17 protein-coding genes are annotated in these 18,202 nt (G+C 72.8%); 7 read left to right on the top strand and 10 right to left on the bottom strand.

The window, feature by feature from the left end; genetic code table 11:
• The first annotated feature begins 72 nt into the window (after positions 1-72).
• The 4 genes from ACWDLG_RS22115 to ACWDLG_RS22100 are packed head-to-tail and all read left to right on the top strand — an operon-like array spanning position 73 to position 5,080.
• Entirely contained in the window at positions 73-1,662 is a 1,590-nt protein-coding gene (locus tag ACWDLG_RS22115) for an ABC transporter substrate-binding protein (RefSeq protein WP_449922566.1), read from the top strand.
• Between the two features lie 3 nt (positions 1,663-1,665).
• On the top strand, positions 1,666-2,595 hold the full coding sequence (locus ACWDLG_RS22110; protein ID WP_449922565.1) for an ABC transporter permease: 930 nt from the start codon (positions 1,666-1,668) through the stop codon (positions 2,593-2,595).
• The gene (locus tag ACWDLG_RS22105; protein ID WP_449922563.1) at positions 2,595-4,406 is read left to right on the top strand and encodes a dipeptide/oligopeptide/nickel ABC transporter permease/ATP-binding protein; all 1,812 of its coding nucleotides are present in this window, start codon (positions 2,595-2,597) and stop codon (positions 4,404-4,406) included. Before ACWDLG_RS22110 ends, ACWDLG_RS22105 begins: the two co-directional genes overlap by 1 nt.
• Positions 4,403-5,080 (top strand): ABC transporter ATP-binding protein, encoded by a 678-nt coding sequence (locus tag ACWDLG_RS22100; RefSeq protein WP_354913245.1) that lies wholly within the window; start codon positions 4,403-4,405, stop codon positions 5,078-5,080. The genes ACWDLG_RS22105 and ACWDLG_RS22100 overlap by 4 nt, the downstream gene beginning before the upstream one ends.
• A gap of 68 nt (positions 5,081-5,148) precedes the next feature.
• Here the strand turns inward: ACWDLG_RS22100 and ACWDLG_RS22095 are convergent, their stop codons facing one another.
• From ACWDLG_RS22095 to menC, 4 genes are all read right to left on the bottom strand, one after another.
• On the bottom strand, positions 5,149-5,670 hold the full coding sequence (locus ACWDLG_RS22095; RefSeq protein WP_354913244.1) for a universal stress protein: 522 nt from the start codon (positions 5,668-5,670) through the stop codon (positions 5,149-5,151).
• Positions 5,671-5,712: 42 nt separating this feature from the next.
• Positions 5,713-6,447 carry a GNAT family N-acetyltransferase gene (locus ACWDLG_RS22090; protein ID WP_449922561.1) on the bottom strand — a complete coding sequence of 245 codons (735 nt, stop codon included), beginning with the start codon at positions 6,445-6,447 and terminating at the stop codon, positions 5,713-5,715.
• Positions 6,444-7,472: a dipeptidase gene (locus ACWDLG_RS22085; protein ID WP_449922559.1), complete on the bottom strand. Its 1,029-nt coding sequence runs from the start codon at positions 7,470-7,472 to the stop codon at positions 6,444-6,446. Before ACWDLG_RS22085 ends, ACWDLG_RS22090 begins: the two co-directional genes overlap by 4 nt.
• An 89-nt stretch (positions 7,473-7,561) precedes the next feature.
• A complete protein-coding gene (menC, locus tag ACWDLG_RS22080; RefSeq protein WP_354913238.1) occupies positions 7,562-8,665 on the bottom strand; it encodes an o-succinylbenzoate synthase in 1,104 nt (367 codons plus the stop codon).
• Between the two features lie 205 nt (positions 8,666-8,870).
• Between menC and ACWDLG_RS22075 the strand changes: the two genes are divergently transcribed.
• The 3 genes from ACWDLG_RS22075 to ACWDLG_RS22065 all read left to right on the top strand — a co-directional run bounded on the left by ACWDLG_RS22075 (position 8,871) and on the right by ACWDLG_RS22065 (position 11,767).
• The gene (locus ACWDLG_RS22075; protein ID WP_354913236.1) at positions 8,871-9,689 is read left to right on the top strand and encodes an MBL fold metallo-hydrolase; all 819 of its coding nucleotides are present in this window, start codon (positions 8,871-8,873) and stop codon (positions 9,687-9,689) included.
• A gap of 126 nt (positions 9,690-9,815) precedes the next feature.
• Positions 9,816-10,892 (top strand): Gfo/Idh/MocA family protein, encoded by a 1,077-nt coding sequence (locus ACWDLG_RS22070; protein WP_449922557.1) that lies wholly within the window; start codon positions 9,816-9,818, stop codon positions 10,890-10,892.
• Positions 10,889-11,767: a sugar phosphate isomerase/epimerase family protein gene (locus ACWDLG_RS22065; protein WP_449922555.1), complete on the top strand. Its 879-nt coding sequence runs from the start codon at positions 10,889-10,891 to the stop codon at positions 11,765-11,767. The genes ACWDLG_RS22070 and ACWDLG_RS22065 overlap by 4 nt, the downstream gene beginning before the upstream one ends.
• A gap of 116 nt (positions 11,768-11,883) precedes the next feature.
• Here the strand turns inward: ACWDLG_RS22065 and ACWDLG_RS22060 are convergent, their stop codons facing one another.
• From ACWDLG_RS22060 to ACWDLG_RS22035, 6 genes are read right to left on the bottom strand one after another with little or no spacing between them, the layout of a single operon-like run.
• Complete coding sequence (locus tag ACWDLG_RS22060; RefSeq protein ID WP_449922553.1) at positions 11,884-12,843, bottom strand: M24 family metallopeptidase; 960 nt, start codon at positions 12,841-12,843, stop codon at positions 11,884-11,886.
• A complete protein-coding gene (locus ACWDLG_RS22055) occupies positions 12,840-13,751 on the bottom strand; it encodes an ABC transporter ATP-binding protein (protein WP_449922552.1) in 912 nt (303 codons plus the stop codon). The genes ACWDLG_RS22060 and ACWDLG_RS22055 overlap by 4 nt, the downstream gene beginning before the upstream one ends.
• Positions 13,748-14,581 (bottom strand): ABC transporter ATP-binding protein, encoded by an 834-nt coding sequence (locus ACWDLG_RS22050; RefSeq protein WP_449922550.1) that lies wholly within the window; start codon positions 14,579-14,581, stop codon positions 13,748-13,750. Before ACWDLG_RS22050 ends, ACWDLG_RS22055 begins: the two co-directional genes overlap by 4 nt.
• Complete coding sequence (locus tag ACWDLG_RS22045; RefSeq protein ID WP_354913224.1) at positions 14,581-15,426, bottom strand: ABC transporter permease; 846 nt, start codon at positions 15,424-15,426, stop codon at positions 14,581-14,583. The genes ACWDLG_RS22050 and ACWDLG_RS22045 overlap by 1 nt, the downstream gene beginning before the upstream one ends.
• Positions 15,423-16,559 carry an ABC transporter permease gene (locus tag ACWDLG_RS22040; RefSeq protein WP_449922548.1) on the bottom strand — a complete coding sequence of 379 codons (1,137 nt, stop codon included), beginning with the start codon at positions 16,557-16,559 and terminating at the stop codon, positions 15,423-15,425. Before ACWDLG_RS22040 ends, ACWDLG_RS22045 begins: the two co-directional genes overlap by 4 nt.
• A 6-nt stretch (positions 16,560-16,565) precedes the next feature.
• Positions 16,566-18,143, bottom strand: a complete 1,578-nt coding sequence (locus ACWDLG_RS22035; RefSeq protein ID WP_449922546.1) for an ABC transporter substrate-binding protein — start codon at positions 18,141-18,143, stop codon at positions 16,566-16,568.
• Between the last annotated feature and the right edge of the window lie 59 nt (positions 18,144-18,202).

The raw sequence follows: 18,202 nt of genomic DNA, 5'->3' as shown, positions 1-18,202 counted from the left end.
CGTCGCCGCGCACGAAGAATCCCGCGAGGCCACAGGGGAGGGTGAGGCCACCCCTCCAGCCGGGAGCTTCGCATGAACGCAACCACCGCGGCGACCGTGCTCGCCCTGACGGGACTGCTGGCCGCCTCCTGCGGCGCGGCGCCGTCCACCCCTGGCGCCGGCGGCCTCGCCGACAACGCCACCTTCACCGCCGCCATCCCCGCCGATCCGGGCGCTCTCGACCCCGCGACGGCCATCCTGTCGGTCACCAACGAGGTGCTGAACTACGCCTACGACACCCTCGTCGGCATGCGGCCCGACGGGACGCTCACCCCCGCCCTGGCCGCGAAGTGGGACGTCAGACCCGAGTCGGTCACCTTCACCCTGCGCAAGGACGTCACCTGCGCCGACGGCTCGCCCGTCACCCCGTCGGTCGTGGCCGAGAACTTCACCCACATCGCCGACCCCGCCACCAAGTCGCCCATCTACGGCGTATTCGTCCCCGCCGGGATGACGGCCAAGGCCGACGACGCGGCCGGGACCGTCACCCTGACCATGCCCCAGCCCTTCTCCTTCATCGTGGAGAGCGCGGCCATGGTGTACATCGTCTGCGGCAAGGGACTGAAGGACCGCTCGCTGCTGGCAAGGCAGACCTCGGGCTCGGGCCCGTTCCAGCTCGCCGAGGCCGTCTCCGGCGACCACTACACCCTGACCCGGCGCCAGGACTACGCCTGGGGCCCCGGCGGCGTCACCGCCAGGACGCCGGGGCTGCCGGCCAAGGTCGTGCTGAAGGTCGTGCCCAACGAGCAGACCGCGGTCAACCTGCTGACGTCGGGCGCGCTGAACGCGGCCGACATCCAGGGGCCCGACAGGCAGCGCGTGGAGGCCGACCGGTCGATCCAGAAGACCGTCCTCGGCGCCGCCAACGGCCAGTTCTTCTACCACCAGGGTGAGGACCGGCCGACCGCGGATCCCGCCGTGCGCAAGGCGCTCACCCAGGGCGTCAACCTGACGGAACTGGCCGCGATCGCCGCCTCGGGCACCGGACGGAAGGCCACCAGCCTGGTGCTCGAGCCGCGCCCCTGCAAGGGCGACAGCGTCAGCGGGCACGTGCCGGCTCACGACCCCGCGGCCGCGGCCGCCGCCCTCGACGCCGCCGGATGGCGGCCCGGTCCCGACGGCGTCAGGGTCAAGGACGGCAAGCGGCTGACGCTGCGCTACCTGTACGCCACGACCAGGGGACAGGGTGTGCTCGCCGCGGCCGAATACCTCGCCGCCACCTGGAAGAAGCTGGGCGTCGAGGTACGGCTGAACGGCGTCATCGACACCAAACTCGCCGAATCGCTCAACGTCACCCAGGACTGGGACGTCGTCTGGCTGCCCATCGGCGTGTTCCTGCCGTCGCAGCTGACCGGCTTCCTGAGCGGGCCGAGCGCGCCCAAGGGCGCCAACTTCGCCCACATCGACAACAGCCGCTACAACGAACTGGTCGCCAAGGCGTCGGCCAGGCCTGCCGCGGAGAGCTGCGCCGACTGGCTGGCGGCCGAGTCGGCCCTGTTCGAGGCCGCCGACCTGGTCCCGGTCGTGGAGAACACCGTGGTCGTCGCGACGAAGGGCGCCACCGTGGACATCGTCGGCAGCCTGGTCATGCCTACCTCCATCCGCATGACGAAGGCGGGTTGACCCTTGCTCCTGCCGCGCCTGGTCAGGTTCGCGGCGGCCCTGGCCGCCCTCATGGTCGCCACGTTCGCGATGATCCACCTCATTCCCGGCGACCCCGTCAGGGCCGCCCTCGGGCCCGCCGCGCCCCCGGAGCTGGTCGCCGCCCGCACCGCGGCGCTCGGCCTGGACCAGCCCCTGCCGATGCAGTTCGTCACCTACGTCAGGGGCGTCTTCACCGGCGACCTCGGGACCTCGTTCCTCACCGGGGAGCCGGTGGGCCAGACCATCCTGGAGCGGCTGCCGAACACGCTGACCCTGGCCGTGCTCGCCACCCTCGTCGCGCTGCTGGTCGCGGTGCCCCTCGGGCTGTGGGTGGCGATCCGCACCGAGAACGGCCGCCACCGCGGCACCGAGCTCGGCTTCACCGCCGGCACCGGCGCCGCGGTGGCCGTCCCCGAGTTCCTCTACTCGATCGCGCTGGTCGTGGTCTTCGCCATCACGCTGGGCTGGTTCCCGCCGGCCGGCAAGGAGGGCGCCCTGTCGTTCGTGCTGCCGATCGCCGCGCTGGCCATCGGGCCCGCCGCGCTGATCGCCCGGCTGGTCCGCGTGGAGACCGCACGCGAGCTCGGCAAGGACTACGTCAGGCTGGCCAGGGCCAAGCGGCTGCCGGCCGCCAGGGTCAACGTCAGGCACGTGCTGCCGAACGCGCTGACGGCCACGCTGACGACGGGCGGCCTGCTGCTCGGCGGGCTCATCGCCGGCAGCGTGCTCGTCGAGTACGTCTTCGCCTGGCCCGGCCTCGGCATGCGGCTGACCGAGGCGATCACGCAGAAGGACTTCCCCGTCGCCCAGGGCGTGATCCTCGTCTACGGCGCGATCGTGCTCGTCGTCAACCTGGCCGTGGATCTCGCGCTCGGCGCGCTCGACCCCCGCTCGACCATCAAGGAGGGCTGATGCGGACCCCTGCAGGGCTGGCCGGAGCGGCCGTCGTCGCGCTCATGCTGGTGCTGGCCGTCGTCGGGCCGCCGATCTGGGGCGACAGGGCCGAGCTCATCGACCCGGTGGCGGCCCTGTCGGGCGCCTCGGCCGCGCACCCGCTGGGCACCGACAACCTCGGCCGCGACATCCTGGCCAGGGTGCTGGTGGCCACCAGGATGTCGCTGCTGCTGGCCGTGCTGGCCACCGCCATCGGCGCGGCGATCGGCGTGGTGCTCGGCACGCTGCCCTCCGTGCTGCCGCGCCGGCCGGCGCGGCTCGTGACCGCCACCGTCAACGCCCTGGTGGCCTTCCCCGGGCTGCTGCTGGCCATGTTCACCGCCGTCGTGGCCGGGCTCGGCGCGCGCGGGGCGGTGCTCGGCATCGGGGTCGCCGTCGCCCCCGGCTTCGCCAGGCTGACCCAGACGCTGGCCGCCTCCGTGGCGGCCGCCGACTACGTGGCCGCCGCCAGGCTGCTCGGCGTGTCCAGGACCAGGATCGTCACCAGGCACGTGCTGCCGAACATCGCCGAACCCCTCATCCTCAACCTCACCACCATGATCGGCGGCAGCCTGCTCGGCCTGGCCGGGATGTCCTTCCTCGGGCTCGGCGTGCAGCCGCCCGGCTACGACTGGGGGCGGCTGCTGTTCGACGGCTTCGCCCGGATCTACGTCAACCCCGTCGTGGCGCTCGGTCCCGCGCTGATGGTGGTGCTGGCCGGCGTCGGGTTCAACCTGCTGGGCGAGGCGCTGGCCAGGACCGCGAGCCGCGCGGAGGTCCACCGGGCGGCCCCGGCCGTCCCGCCGCCCCCGGCGGACGAGGACGGGCGGCACGACGACGAGGCGGTGCTGGAGGTCAGGGACCTCACCGTCACCTTCCCCGGCGGCGTCACCCCGGTGCGCGAGGTCTCGCTCACCGTCCGCCCCGGCGAGATCGTCGGCGTCGTGGGGGAGTCGGGCAGCGGCAAGAGCCTGACCGCCTACGCCGTCGGCGGCCTGGTACCCCACCCCGGCGTGGTCGGCGGCGGGCCGGTGCTGCTGTGCGGCCAGGACGTGCACGCGCTGCCCGAGGAGCAGCGCAGGAAATTGCTCGGCACCCGCCTGGCCATGGTCTTCCAGGACCCCATGGCCTCGCTCAACCCGGCGCTGAAGGTCGGCGGGCAACTGGCCGAGGTGGCCACCGTGCACCAGCGCGCCGACCGCGCCGACGCCTGGCGCAGGGCCGTCGACCGGCTCGGCCACGTGCGGATCACCGACCCTGAGCGCCGCGCCCGCCAGCACCCGCACGAGTTCTCCGGCGGCATGCGCCAGCGCGCCGTCATCGCCATGGGGCTCATGGGCGCGCCCCGGCTCGTCATCGCCGACGAGCCCACCACCGGCCTGGACGTCACCGTGCAGCAGGAGATCCTGCGCCTGCTGCGCGAGGTGACCGAGGAGAGCCAGGCGGGAACGCTGTTCATCTCGCACGACATCGCGGTGGTCGGCGCGCTGTGCGACAGGGTCGTCGTCATGTACGCCGGCCGGGTGGTCGAGGAACTGCCCGCCGACCGGCTCGCCGCCGCCGCCCACCCCTACACCAGGGCGCTGGTCGCCTCGGTGCCCGACATGACCACCGACAGGTCGCTCCCGCTGGCCAGCATCCCCGGCCGCCAGCCGGGGCCGGCCGAGGTCGGCGAGGGATGCGCGTTCGCGGGCAGGTGCCCGCTGGCCACCAGCCGCTGCGTGGCCGAGCGTCCGCCACTGGAAGAGCATGGCAAGGCGCACCGTGTCGCCTGCTGGGAGGTTTCGTGATCATCAACGGCCTGACGGTCAGGTTCGGCGCGTTCACCGCCGTGGACGACGTCTCGCTGGAGATCCCGCCAGGACGCGTCGTCGGCCTGGTGGGCGAGTCGGGCTCGGGCAAGTCGACGCTGGCCAGAGCGGTGAGCGGGCTGGTGCCGTACACGGGGGTGATCGAGGACGGCGGCGGGGTGCAGATGGTCTTCCAGGACCCCTACGCCTCGCTGAACCCGCGGATGACGGTGGGCGCGTCGGTGGCCGAGGGCCTGCGCAGGCCCGACGCCCAGGAGGTCGAACGGCTGCTCGCCCTGGTGTCGCTGCCGGCGCAGACGGCCGCCCGCTATCCGCGCGAGCTGTCGGGCGGCCAGCGCCAGCGCGTCGCGATCGCCAGGGCGCTCGGCGCCGCGCCCCGCCTGCTGGTCGCCGACGAGATCACCTCGGCGCTGGACGTGTCGGTGCAGGGCGCCGTGCTGAACCTGGTGCGCTCGCTGCGCGCCGAGCTCGGCCTGTCGATGCTGTTCATCTCGCACAACCTGGCGGTGGTCCGCTACGTCGCCGACGACATCGCCGTCATGCGTCACGGCAGGCTGGTGGAGTACGGGCCCGCCGACCAGGTGGTGGAGGCGCCCGCGCACGACTACACCCGCGCCCTGCTGGCGGCCGTGCCGCGCCTGCCCACCACCTGAGCGCCGGCGCGTGGCCGCCTCACCCCGCGAACCGCCTCCCGTGGCGGGCCGCCACGGGGCGGGACGCCTCACTCGGCGGGGTGGCGCGGCGACAGCCAGCGGATCCACGCCGGACGGGAGAGCGCTCCCGTCCGCTGGTCCGCGGCCGGCGGCGTCGGCACGACGACCACCGGGCAGCGGGCGTGGCCGGTGCAGTAGCGGCGGGTGGACGGCATCAGCAGCCGGTCCAGCCCGCTCCGGTGCCCCCTGCCCACGACCAGCAGGTCGATCGGCCTGGCCAGCTCCACGAGCAGGGGGCCGGGCTCGCCGAGCCTGGCGACGGCGAGCGTGTTGATGTCGGGCGGGGCGCCGCCCGTCATGTCGTCGAACAGGGTCTGGATCAGCTCGACGCTCCTGGCCTCCTCCATCTGCCTGACGGTATGCGTGTACGGCAGCGCCTCAGGGAAGGGATGCACGGGCGCCCTGCTGACATGGACGGCGACCAGCGCCATCCCCCGCAGCCTGGCGGCCTCCACCGCCCAGAGCAGTGCCCAGCGAGAGGCGGGTGTGTCGTCGACCCCGACGACCACGCGCGGTCCTTCGGATAGCATCGCGTCCTCCTCAACAGAGGTACGCGTCCCATACTGCGCCCCTCAGGGCCGCTCCACCACGTAATGGGATTTCATATGGAAACCTGTTACCCGGGCGCCGTCCTCCAGCAGCCCCCCCAGCACCTCGCGCACCGCGTGCCGCCAGGCCTTCGCGGTGCCGGGATCCCGCCTGCGAAGCGCCTCCACGTCGGCGGGCACCGCGACCAGCAGCACCTTCGCGTCCGTGTCGCCCGCGACGGGCCTGCCGTCCTCCTCCTTCAGCGCCACGCCCGCCCCCTCCACCGTGTACGGCACCGGCGGCTCGGCCAGCCGCCACACCGCCAGCAGCCGGTCGGACTCGTCGCCTCTGTTGACGGCGTCCTGCATGACGCCGTAGAAGCCCGGCAGGTACTCCTCGGGCCTGGCGCCCAGCTTGGCCAGGTTGAAGTGCGCGTTGCGGCGGACCAGCGGGTCGTAGGTCCAGGTGACGCGGTTGATGCCGCGCGCCAGCGCCCACGCGCGCTGGTGCTGCTTGAGCGCGAAGCCGACGCCCCGGCCGGTGACCGCGCCGGTGATGTGGGAGTGGAGCGCCCCGCCTTCGGCGAAGAAGGCGACGGAGGCGCCCACCATCCGCGTGCCCTCGTAGGCGCCGGCGACGTAGTTGCCCGCGTGCGCCAGGGCGCGCATCAGCTCCGGGTTGATCGGCTGGTTGCTCTGCTCGAAGCCCCAGATGCCGGTGAAGACCGCGAAGGCCTCACCGAACTCCTCGAGGCTGTGCAACTCCCTGATCTCGGTCATCGCAGCGCCTCGCCGAGGAGCCGGTGCACGTTGCCGCCGAGGATCTTGAGGATGTCCTTCTCCGGCACGCCCCTGCGGGTCAGGGCTTCGGTGACCAGCGGCAGGCCGCGCGGGCCGTCCAGTCCCGGCAGGGTGGCCAGGGGGTCGATCTCGCCGTAACCGAGCTCCTCGCAGCAGGGCGGGGTGGTGTCCATGAGAACCTCGCGGACGAAGTCGGGACCCAGACCGACGTGGTCGACGCCGGCGACGGCGGCGATGTGCTCGATGTGGTCGACGAGCCGGTCGAGGGTGTGGCCGGCCGGGTCGTCGACCAGGAACGCGGGGACGAAATTGACGCAGACCACGCCGCCGGTCGCGGCGACCCCTCTCAGCTGGTCGTCGGTCAGGTTGCGGTGGTGGTCGCGCAGGGCGCGGGCCGAGGAGTGGGTGGCCATGAGCGGCCTGGTGGCCAGCTCCAGCACGTGCGCGACGCCTGAGGCGCCCAGGTGGGAGATGTCGAAGACGATGCCGAGCCGTTCCATCTCCTTCAGCGCGGCGACGCCGTGGGAGGTGAGGCCGCTGCCGGTGGCGTCCTCGCCGCTGCCGTCGGCCAGCGGGGTGCGGCCCCAGTGGGCGATGGAGGCGATCCTTACGCCGAGCCGGTACACGGTGGAGATCAGCTCCACGTCGGCGTCGAGGCCCGGCATGCTCTCCATGGCCAGCACCAGCGCGATCCTGCCGTCGTCGAGGGCGGCGTCGATCTGGGCCGCGTCGGTGCAGAGCGCGACGGCGTCGGCGTTGCCCTCGGCGACGACGTGCGCGCACTCGATCATGCGGAGCGTCTCGCGCAGCGCGCCCTCCGGGCGGAAGGCGTCGTCGATGAAGACGGGCAGCACCTGGAGATCGACCCCGCCCTCCCGCAACTGGGGCAGCCACCGGTCGCGGAAGAAGCCCGCCCAGCGCTGCGGCGGGCGGGCGGCGACGGCCATGAGCAGGTCGTTATGCGTGTCCGCGACGAGGGCGCGGTGGTGGAGATCGAACGGCATGCCGTGACGGTATGCCAAGGGGCCGCCGGAGGAACTCGTCGGGAAACATCAAGACGGGGGGGTCGGTTCGTCCGGCAGCCCAACCGGCCTCAGCCGAGGCCGATCCACTCCGTTGCCGTGGTGACCTCCTCCAGGATGTCCTTGATCGGCTCGACGCCGAGACCGGGGCCGGACGGCACGTCGAGGTGACCGCCGTCCAGCTCGAAGGGCTCGGTGATGTCGGTGGCGTAGTAGCGGCGCGAGGCGGAGGTGTCGCCGGGCAGGGTGAAGCCGGGCAGGGCGGCGAGGGCCACGTTCGCGGCCCGGCCGAGGCCCGTCTCCAGCATGCCGCCGCACCAGACCGCGATCCCGTGCGCCCTGCACAGGTCGTGGATGCGCCGCGCCTCCAGGTAGCCGCCGATCCGGCCCGGCTTGATGTTGATGATCGAGCAGGCCTTGAGCGAGATGGCCGCGGCGGCGTGCTCGGCCGACTCGATCGACTCGTCGAGGCAGATGGGCGTGCGCAGCCGCTTGGCCAGCTCGGCATGCTGCACCAGGTCGTCGTTGGCCAGCGGCTGCTCGATCAGCAGCAGCCCGAAGTCGTCCAGCCTGGCCAGCTGCTGGGCGTCGACGAGCGTGTAGGCCGCGTTCGCGTCGACCTGCAGGAGCACGTCGTCGCCGAACCGCTCCCTGACCGCGCGCACCGGCGCGACGTCCCAGCCCGGCTCGATCTTCAGCTTGATCCGGACGTAGCCCTCGTCGAGGTAGCCCTCCACCGCGTCGAGCAGCTGCGGGATGGAGTCCATGATGCCGACCGACACCCCGCAGGGGACCCGGTCCCTCGCCGAGCCCAGGAAGTGGCCGAACGACTCGCCCGAGGCCCTCAGCTGCGCGTCGAGCACGGCCGTCTCCAGCGCCGCCTTGGCCATGCGGTGGCCCTTGATCGGCTCCATGGCCCTGCCCACGCCGTACGCGTCCAGGTCGTCCGGCAGCAGGGGCAGCAGGAAGCGCCGGATCACCTCCGCCGCGCCCTCCACGTACTCGGAGGAGTAGAGCGGTTCCGACATCGCCACGCACTCGCCCCATCCCTCGGCGTCCGGCGTGACCACTCTGACCAGGAGCACGTCGCGGGAGGTCTCGGTGCCGAAGGAGGTGCGGAACGGCGCGACCAACGGCATGGCGATCCGGCGCAGTTCCACTCCGGTGATCTTCATTGTCTCTCCACTTCGTCGCAGGGCTCCGTCCGACGCTAGGCCACGACGACCCTCCACCGATTCGTCCGGCAAGCCGGAAAATCAGGCGTCGCTTCGTCTCCTACCCCAAGGCGTCGCCCGGGCGCGGCGGGCCCGCACCGCGAAATCACCAAGTCTGGACGAAACTCCGCCTTACGACTTGACCCTGGTCGGGAATCATCCCGGCATGCCCACAGTGCGCTTCAGCGTTCACACAGCAGGGGAGACGGGCCTGGGAAAGACGTCCGTCCTGGTGGCCGGCGAGCAGCAGGCGCTGCTCGTCGACGGCCAGTTCACCCTCGCCGAGCAGCACCGCGTCCTCGCCGACGTCATCGACAGCGGCAAGCACCTGTCCACCGTCTTCGTCAGCGCCGCCGACCCGGACTACTATTTCGGCCTCCAGGTGGTCAGGCAGGTCTTCCCGCGGGTGCGCGTCCTGGCCACCCCCGACACCGTCGAGCGCATCGAGGCGACCTGGCGGTCCAAGCTGGAGATCTGGAAGCAACTGGGCGGCAACCTCGCCACCGACGTGGTCATCCCCGAGCCGCTCCTCGGCGGCCACCTGGAGCTCGAGGAGCACGTCTTCGAGGTGCGGGCGGGCGATCCGGCCGTCGAGTGGCGCACCGGGTACCTGTGGAACGCCGAGCGGCGCGCCGTCCTCGGCGGCGCCGCCCTGTTCAGCGGCGTCCACCCGTGGACCGCCGACACCCCCACGCCGGAGGAGCGCGAGGGCTGGCGGCGGGCGCTCGACGAGATGAGCGCGCTCGAGCCGGAGTACGTCGTGGCCGGCCACCGCGCGTCGGGCGGGCCCTTCGACGCCTCCGTCATCCGTTTCACCCACGACTACCTCGTGGCGTTCGAGACGGAACTGCGCGACGCCAGCCGCCGCGACGACCGGGCCAGGGCCCTGCGCAGATCCATGACCAGGCGCTATCCCGGGCTCGGCGGGCTGGTCAACCTGGAGCTCGGCGCCAAGGTGGCCACGGGGGAGATGTCCTGGAGCTGACCGTACGGCTGCCGCCACCACGTGAGGACCACACATGAGAACCACCTAATGTCTTAACAAATGTTTGACACCTCGGTGGGAGAGTCGATAGAAAAAGCTGATCCCATCGAGTCAAGGAGCACGCCCATGCGCCTCGGCGTCATCGGTCTCGGCCTCATCGCCCAAGCCGTGCACCTGCAGAACCTGCGGGCGCTCCGCGAGAAGTACCAGGTGACGCACGTCTGCGACCTGTCGCCCACGCTGGCGGCGCAGATCGCGGCCGAGCACGGCGGCCCGGTGCGGCACTCCACCGACGCGGCGGACGTGCTGGCCGACCCCGAGGTCGACGCGGTCCTACTGCTCACCCCTGGCACCCACGCCGACCTGACCCGCAGGGCGCTGGAGGCGGGCAAGCACGTGCTCGCCGAGAAACCGTTCGCGCACACCGTGGCCGAGTGCGTCGAGCTCGGCTCCACGGCCGCCGCCAAGGGGCTGGTGCTGCAGGTGGCGTACATGAAGATGTACGACCCGATCATGGCCAGGGCCAGGGGGGAGCTGTCGCGCCTCGGGGCGATCCGGCTCGTGCGGGTCACCGTGCTCCACCCCGCCGACCAGCCGCAGTACTCCCACCAGCGCTTCCTGCGCCATTCCGACGCGGTGGTCCCCGCCGACGGTCACGAGCGGCGCAAGGCCGTCGAGGCCGTCGGCGACCTGGGCGAGCCGTACCTGTCGATCTACGCCGACGTGCTGCAGGGCTCGGTCGTGCACGAGCTGTCGGTGCTGCGCGCCCTGTTCGGCGAGCAGCCGCTGACGATCGCGCACGCCCAGGCCGCCGGGCTCGAGCCCGGCGTGAAGCTGAAGGAACCGCCGCAGCTGCAGGCGCTCGGCACCTTCGGCGAGGCCCAGCTGTCGCTGTCGTGGAACTGGCTGCCCGACTATCCCGACTACGGCGAGGAGATCGCCGTCTTCGGGTCCGCCGGACGCCTCTACCTGAACATGCCAGGCCCCTACCTGCGCGACGCCCGCGCCTCGCTGGTGGTGCAGACCGCCAAGGACGGCGAGCGGGCCACCACCGAGTTCCGCTGCGACCACCGCACCGGCTTCCTGCACGAGCTGCTCGCCTTCCACGCCTCCGTCACCGAGGGCGCGCCCGTCCTGTCCACCGCCGCGGGCGCCGCCTACGACACCGCGGCCCTCCAGCAGATCGCCAGGAGCCTCGCATGAACAAGATCGCCTCCGCGCCCTGCAGCTACGGCGTGCACAGCGGACACGGCATCGGCATGAAGCCGGTCGAGCTGCTCGAGGCCATGGCTGCAGCCGGGTACACGGGCAGCGAGCTCGGCCCGCCCGGCTTCTTCGGCTCACCCGAGGAGACCGCCCGCGCGTTCGCCGACAACGGGCTGGCCGTCGTGGGCGCCTACGTCCCGCTGAAGCTGTCGGCGCCGCACGAGGTCCCGGACGCCGACCTGGCGGCGATGCGCCACACGCTGGAGGAGCTGGCCGCCTCCGGCAACCCCGACGTGGTGGCCGTGCTGGCCGACGACGGCGACGAGGCGCTGCGCGCCGACCCGTGGCGTACCGGCGGCCGGTGGGACGCCGCCGCCTGGCGCCGCGCGGCTGACCGCGTCGCCGCCGCCTGCCAGCTGGTCACCTCGTACGGCGTGCGGCCCGTCTTCCACCCGCACTACGCCACCTACGTCGAGCGGGCCGACGAGATCGACACGCTCATGGAGCTGACCGACGTGGCGCTCTGCCTCGACAGCGGCCACTTCGCGCTGGGCGGCGCCGAACCGGCCGAATACGCCCGCAAGTACGCCGGCCGGGTGCACCACGTCCACGTCAAGGACGTCTGCCACGCGGTCGTCGCGGACGCCGAGGCCAGGGGCGAGGCGCGCCTGGACGCGTGGTGGGGCGAGGTCGCCAGCCCCCTCGGCCGTGGCGACGTCGCCCTCGAACCCTTCCTCGCCCAGCTGAGGGCCGACGGGTACGCCGGCTGGTACGTCATCGAGCAGGACAGCCCCCCTGTCACCCCCGACACGTGGGCCGCCACCCTCGCCGACCAGCGGCACAACCTCACCTGGCTGGCCGAACGCCGATAGGCGCCCGCCCCGCCGGGCCCACGCCGCCGGGAAGGCCCTCACGAACCAGGACAGGCTCGCGGCGCCCTCCCGGCGAGACCACGGCGCGCCGCCCGTCCGCCCGGCCGGGCGGCGGGTCAGGCGTCGAGCACGTGGAGGGCGGGGGAGCTGGAGCTGAGCAGGACGGGGCCGCCGGCGGCGCAGGCGACCGTGTCGGCCACCCGGGCGCCGAACAGCCCCGTCAGGTGGATGGCCGGGGCGACGCACAACGTCATCCCGTCGGCCAGCGGCTCGGGGTCGGCCAGCGACGGGCCCTCCTGGTGCCCCCAGCCGACGCCCCTGCCGCTCACGTCGGCGAACCCGCCGTAGCCGCTGTCCTCGATCACCTGGCGGGCGCGGGCGGCGACCTGCTCGGCCGGGACGCCGGGCCGTACCGCGTCGAGGGCGGCGGCGCGCGCGGCGAGCACGACCGACAGCATCGCCTCGAAGTCCTCGGGCGGCTCGGCGACCGCGAAGGCCCTGGCCACCTCCGCGCACAGGCCGTCCCACCTGCCGCACACCGAGACCTGCAGCGCGTCACCCGGGTTGATGACCCGGTCGGTGGGCCGGTGGTCCCTGGCCGCGGTGTGCTCGCCGGCGCCCACGCGTACCGACAGGATCTCCTCGCAGCCCGACTCGATCAGCAGCATCCGCAGCCGGCGCGCCATCTCCCGCTCGGTCGCCCCGAACCAGGCCAGCTCCCGCGCCGCCGTCACGACCGCGTCGGCGGCCGCGGCGGCCCTGGCCACGGCCTCGACCTCCTCCGCCGACTTGCGCAGCCGCAGGTCGCGCAGGACGGCGGAGGCCGGGACGATCTCGGCGTCGATCCGCATGCCGAACAGCTCGGCCACCCGCATCTCGTCGTCCACCCCCACCCGGCGGGCCCCGCGCGGGATGCACGGCACCGGGTCGCCGGTCTCGACGGGCGGCCCGTCGAGGGTGACGACGAGGAACCCCTCGGCGGCGCCGCCGAGGAAACGGAAGTCGGGGGAGGGACGCAGCACCAGCGCGTCCACCCCGGCCCCGGACATCGCCTGCCTGACCAGCTCCTCCCTCATCGCTCGGGGGCGTGCAGCCAGCAGGCGACGGGACCGAAGTCGGGCTCCTTCACCCGGCACACGTCCATGGCGAGGGGGCAGCGGGGGTGGAAGCGGCAGCCGGGCGGCGGGTCGGCGGGGTCGGGGACGTCGCCGGACAGCTCCGCCGGCAGCACGCCGAGCCCGTCGGGCTGGGGGATGGCGGCCAGCAACGCCCGCGTGTAGGGGTGGCGGGGGTCGGCCCACACCTCCTCGGTACGGCCCACCTCGACGATCTTCCCCAGGTACATCACCGCGATCCGGTCGGCGATCAGCCGTACCACCGACAGGTCGTGGCTGATGAACAGCAGGCCCGCGCCCGAGTCGACGGCCAGGTCCCGCATCAGCCTGGCCACCTGCGCCTGGGCCGAGGCGTCCAGGGCGGAGATCGGCTCGTCGCCGATCAGCAGCCGCGGCCTGGCCGCCAGCGCCCTCGCGATGGCGATGCGCTGCCGCTGGCCGCCGGAGAACTCGTGCGGGTGCCGGCCGGCGAACTCGCGCGGCAGGCCCACCCGCTCCAGCAGGTCGGCAGGGGCCGTGGTGGTGTCGCCCGCGGTCCGCAGGCCGTCGGCGATCTGGTCGCCGACGCGGCGGCGCGGGTTCAGCGACGCGTAGGGGTCCTGGAAGACCATCTGGATCTCGGTCAGCGCCCGCCTGCGCAGGCCCAGCGGGGTGACCTGGCGCCCGCCGAAGGTGATCTCGCCCTCGGCCGCCTGGTGCAGCCCGCAGACGGCTCTGGCGAGCGTCGACTTGCCGCAGCCCGACTCGCCCACCAGGCCCACCACCTCGCCGGGGGAGACCGTCAGGCTCGCGCCCGCCACCGCCCTTACGACGGGCCGTCCGGGGGAGCGGTGCTCCACCACCAGGTCGCGGATGTCCAGCGTCGTCATGAGCTCTCCCCGTCGGCTCGGCGCTCTTGCTGTGCGGGCCGCTCGGCGGGGCCGGCCGCGAGAGGCGCGGGTGCGTCCGGCAGCGAGTCGAGAAGCGCGCGGGTGTAGGGGTGGGCGGGCTCGCGCAGGACCTGCGTGCGCGGGCCCGTCTCGACGACCAGGCCGTCCTTCATCACGCTCACCTGGTCGGCCACCGCCGACATCACCCCGAGGTCGTGCGTGACCAGCAGGACGGCCAGGCCCAGGTCGTCGCAGAGCCCGCGCAGCAGCCGCAGGATGCCCGCCTGCACCGTCACGTCCAGCGCGGTCGTCGGCTCGTCGGCGATCAGCACCTTGGGCGAGCAGGCCAGCGCGATGGCGATCGCGATGCGCTGCCGCATCCCGCCGGAGAACTGGTGCGGGTAGCGCTCGAACGCCTCGCCGGGGCCGGGGATGCGCACCTTGCCCAGCAGTTCCACCGCCCGCGCGCGGGCCTCGGCCCGGCCGAGCCCGAGATGGTGGCGCATGTGCTCGGTCAGCTGCCTGCCCACGGTCAGCATCGGGTGCAGGCTGGTCGCGGGGTCCTGGAAGACCATGGCGACCTGGCCGCCGCGCACCTTGTTCAGCTCCTTGGCCGGCAGGCCGAGCAGGTCCCTGCCCTCCAGCGCGATCGTGCCGGTGGCCCTCGCGCCGTGCGGCAGCAGCCCGAGGACGGCCAGACCGGTCATGGTCTTGCCGGAGCCGCTCTCGCCCGCCAGGCCGTGCATCTGACCTTCGCGGAGCGAGAGGTCGACGCCGCCGAGGACGGTCCTGCCGCCGATGGTGACCTTGAGGTCGGTGATGTCCAGCATCAGAGGGCACGCTCCTTGATGGCGCGGGCCGTACGCGGGTCGAGGGCGTCGCGCAGCGTGTCGCCGAGGAAGTTGAAGGCCAGCACGACGGTCAGGATCGCCAGGCCGGGGAAGGTCGCCACCCACCAGCTGTCGAAGACCTCCACACCGCCGGCGACCATCGCGCCCCATTCGGGGGACGGCGGCTTGGCGCCCAGGCCGAGGAAGGACAGGCCCGACAGCAGCAGCAGCGCGGTGCCGATGTCGAGGGTGGCCAGGACGAGGACCGGCCCGGTGACGTTCGGCAGCACGTCCACGCGTAGCGAGCGCCAGACCGAGAAGCCGAGCAGCCGCCCGCTCAGCACGAACTCCCGCTCCCGCACGCCGAGCACCAGCCCGCGGGTGACGCGGGCGTAGGCGGGCCAGGCCACCACCAGGACGGCGAGCACCGCGTTGCCCAGGCTCGCGCCGAGCGCCGCGGCCACCACCATGGCCAGGATGACCGTGGGGAAGGCGAACACCAGGTCGGCCACCCGCATGATGGTCTCGTCCACCCAGCGGCCGAAGTATCCGGCGCAGGCGCCGAGCAGCCCGCCGACCAGCACCGACAACACCACCAGCAGCAGCGTCAGCGGGATCGACACGCGCGCGCCGTACAGGACCCTGCTGAGGATGTCGCGGCCGAGCTGGTCGGTGCCGAACCAGTGGCCAGGGCCTGGCGCGGCCAGGCGGGGCAGGTCCTGTGCGAGCGGGTCGTGCGGGGCCAGCCACGGGGCGGCCAGCGCGATGACCAGCCAGGCGAGCGCGACGGCCCCGCCGATGATGGCCAGGGGCTGCCGCCAGGCTTCGGGGAGTCGTCGTCTCACTGCAGTCTCACTCGGGGGTCGATGACGCCGTACAGCACGTCCACGATCAGGTTGATCACCAGGTAGACGCCGCCGACCACGAGGCCCACGCCCATGACGGCGGGCAGGTCGAGGGTGGTGGCGCTCTTGTAGGCGTACTGCCCGACGCCAGGCCAGGCGAAGATCGCCTCGACCAGCACCGTGCCGGACAGCAGGCTGCCGAAGGCGAGCCCGGCCACCGTGATGATCGGCACGAGCGCCGAGCGCAGCACGTACCTGAACAGGATCACCCGGCCCGGCAGGCCCTTGGCCCTGGCCGCCCTGACGTAGTCCTGACCCAGCACCTCCAGCACCGCGCTCCTGGTGAAGCGGGTGAGCAGGCCGATGGTGTAGAGGGCGAGCACCAGCGCGGGGGTCAGCAGGTGACCGACGGCGCTGGCGAAGACGTCCCACTGCCCGGCGAGGGCCGAGTCGACGGTCGCCAGGCCCGTCACGGGCGGCGGCGCGGTCAGGCCGGGGTCGATGCGCCCGCTGCCCGGGGTCAGCTGTAGGCGGTAGAAGAAGACGTAGAAGGCCACCAGGGCCAGCCAGAACGTCGGCACCGAGATGCCGATCAGGCTCAGCACGCGCAGCAAGTGGTCCGACAGCCGGTCCCTGCGCAGCGCCGCCACGACGCCGAAGGCCACTCCCAGGACCAGCGAGACCAGGATCGCCGCGCCCGCCAGCTCGAGGGTGGCCGGGACGGTCTCGGCGAGGTCCTGGCTGACCGGCCGGTGGCTCTGCTGGCTGGTGCCGAGGTCGCCGCTCAGCAGGCCCCGCAGGTGCAGGAGGTACTGCTGGGGCAGCGGCTTGTCCAGGCCGTGCTCCTGTCGCCACTGGGCGACGATCGCGGGATCGCCGAGGGCGCGCTGGCCCAGGTTGGCGGCGGCGGGGTCGCCGGGCACCAGGTTCGTCAGGACGAAGGTGACCAGCGTGATGCCCCACGCCAGCAGGATCGCGATGAGCACCCGGCGCAGCAGGAAGCGCGCCAGCGGGTGCCTGCGGGCGCGCGCCCCGCCCGCACGGGGGGCGGGGGCGGGCGCCTTGCTGGGGGAGCCCCCGGCCGCCGCCCCCGCAGCGGGGGGAGCGGCCGAGGTGTCCTCGGGGACGGTCATCGCGGCCTACTTGGCGCCGAGGTCGGCCACGTCGACCGTCCAGACCGGGTGGTACTCCAGGCCGGTCACCGACGCCGCGGTCACGATGTTCTGGCTCGGCTGGATGAGCGGGACGAACGGCCCGGCCTCGTTCAGCTTGTTCTGGACCTCGGCGTACGCCGCCTTGCGCGCGTCGTCGCCGATCGTGGTGGCCGCCTTGTCGCCGGCCGCCGAGACGTCCTTGGCCGCCCCGTCCTTCCAGCCGGCGCGCAGGCCGACGAGCTTGCCGGGCAGGAAGGCCAGGTAGTCGCTGGGGTCGGGGTAGTCAGGGCCCCAGTACCACAGGCCCAGCTCCTCCTTGCCGTTGCGGTAGTTGTCCAGCGCGGTGGTGACGGGCGCGGGCGAGAGGTCGACGGTGATGCCGACCTCCTTGAGGTTGGCCTGGATGCGCTCGGCCAGCGGCTGGAACGACAGGCCGTTGACGGTCAGCTCGCTCGGGTACTCGAGCTTCACCGTCGGGTTGGACAGCCCGCTGGCCGCCAGCGCCGCCTTGGCGCCCTCGACGTCGCGCTTGGCCGCCTGGTCGGCGGGCAGCGCGCCGAGCAGCTGCGAGGGGATGATGCCCGGCGCCTGCGTCGAGCCCTCACCGGCCAGCTCCAGCAGCCCGGCGTAGTCGATGCCCTTGCGCAGGGCCTCGACGAACTTGGCGTTCGGCGTGGTCTTGCTGATCGCCGAGTCCTGGTTGGCCAGCAGGAAGATGACGTTCGCCGAGGCGGTCTTCTTCACCTGCAGCGTCGCGGGCATGCCGGTCACCTGGTCACCGGACAGGTTGAGCGCCACCTGGCTGTCGCCGCGCTGGACGTTCAGCTTCTGCGTGGCCGCCTCGACGTTGCGGATGACCACCCGGTCGTAGGCGGGCTTGGTCCCGTAGTACTTCGGGTTGGCCTTGAGCACCACCTGGCTGGTCAGGTTGAACGACTCGATCACGTACGGGCCGGAGCCGGCCGAGGCCGAGTTGAGGTACTGCTCGGCCTTGTCGGAGGCGTCGGTGGTGGCCCCGTGCTCCTTGGCGACCTTGCTGTTGATCACACCGAGGGCGGGGTTGGGCAGGATGTACGGCAGGGCCGGGTTCGGCGCCTTCGAGGTCAGCGTGACGGTGGTGGCGTCGGTCTTGGCCACTTCGACCCCGTCGAGCAGGAACGAGGGGGTGCCCTTCATGTCGCGCACCCTGGTCAGCGAGAACACCACGTCGTCGGCCGTCACGGGGGAGCCGTCGGCGAACGTGGCGCCCTGCCTGAGCTTGAGGGTCAGCGCCTTGCCGTCCTCGGACAGCTCGTAGGACTCGGCCAGGCCGGGCACCGGCTTGGTCACGTCGGAGCCGTCGAAGGTGAGCAGCGTCTCGTAGACGGCCTTGCCGACGATGAGCCCGGTCGGCTCGTAGGTGCGGCCCGGGTCGGCGGTCTTCAGGTCGAAGGACGTGTCGATGACGAGGGACTTGGCGCCGGACTGCGGGGCTGCCGACGACTTGACGCCGCCGGCGGAGCAGGCGGCGAGCGCGAGAGCACCGACGACCAGCAGTGCTGCCGTCTGAGAGCGGGTCGCCATGGGGGTGTCCTCCGAAGCTGGACGGTTGGTTGGGGTTGGTCGAGGATTGTGCGGCAGAA

This window comes from Nonomuraea sp. NPDC003727 (assembly GCF_053586935.1).
The sequence above is the reverse complement of the archived record's forward strand: the minus strand, read 5'-3'. Positions and strand labels throughout refer to the sequence as shown.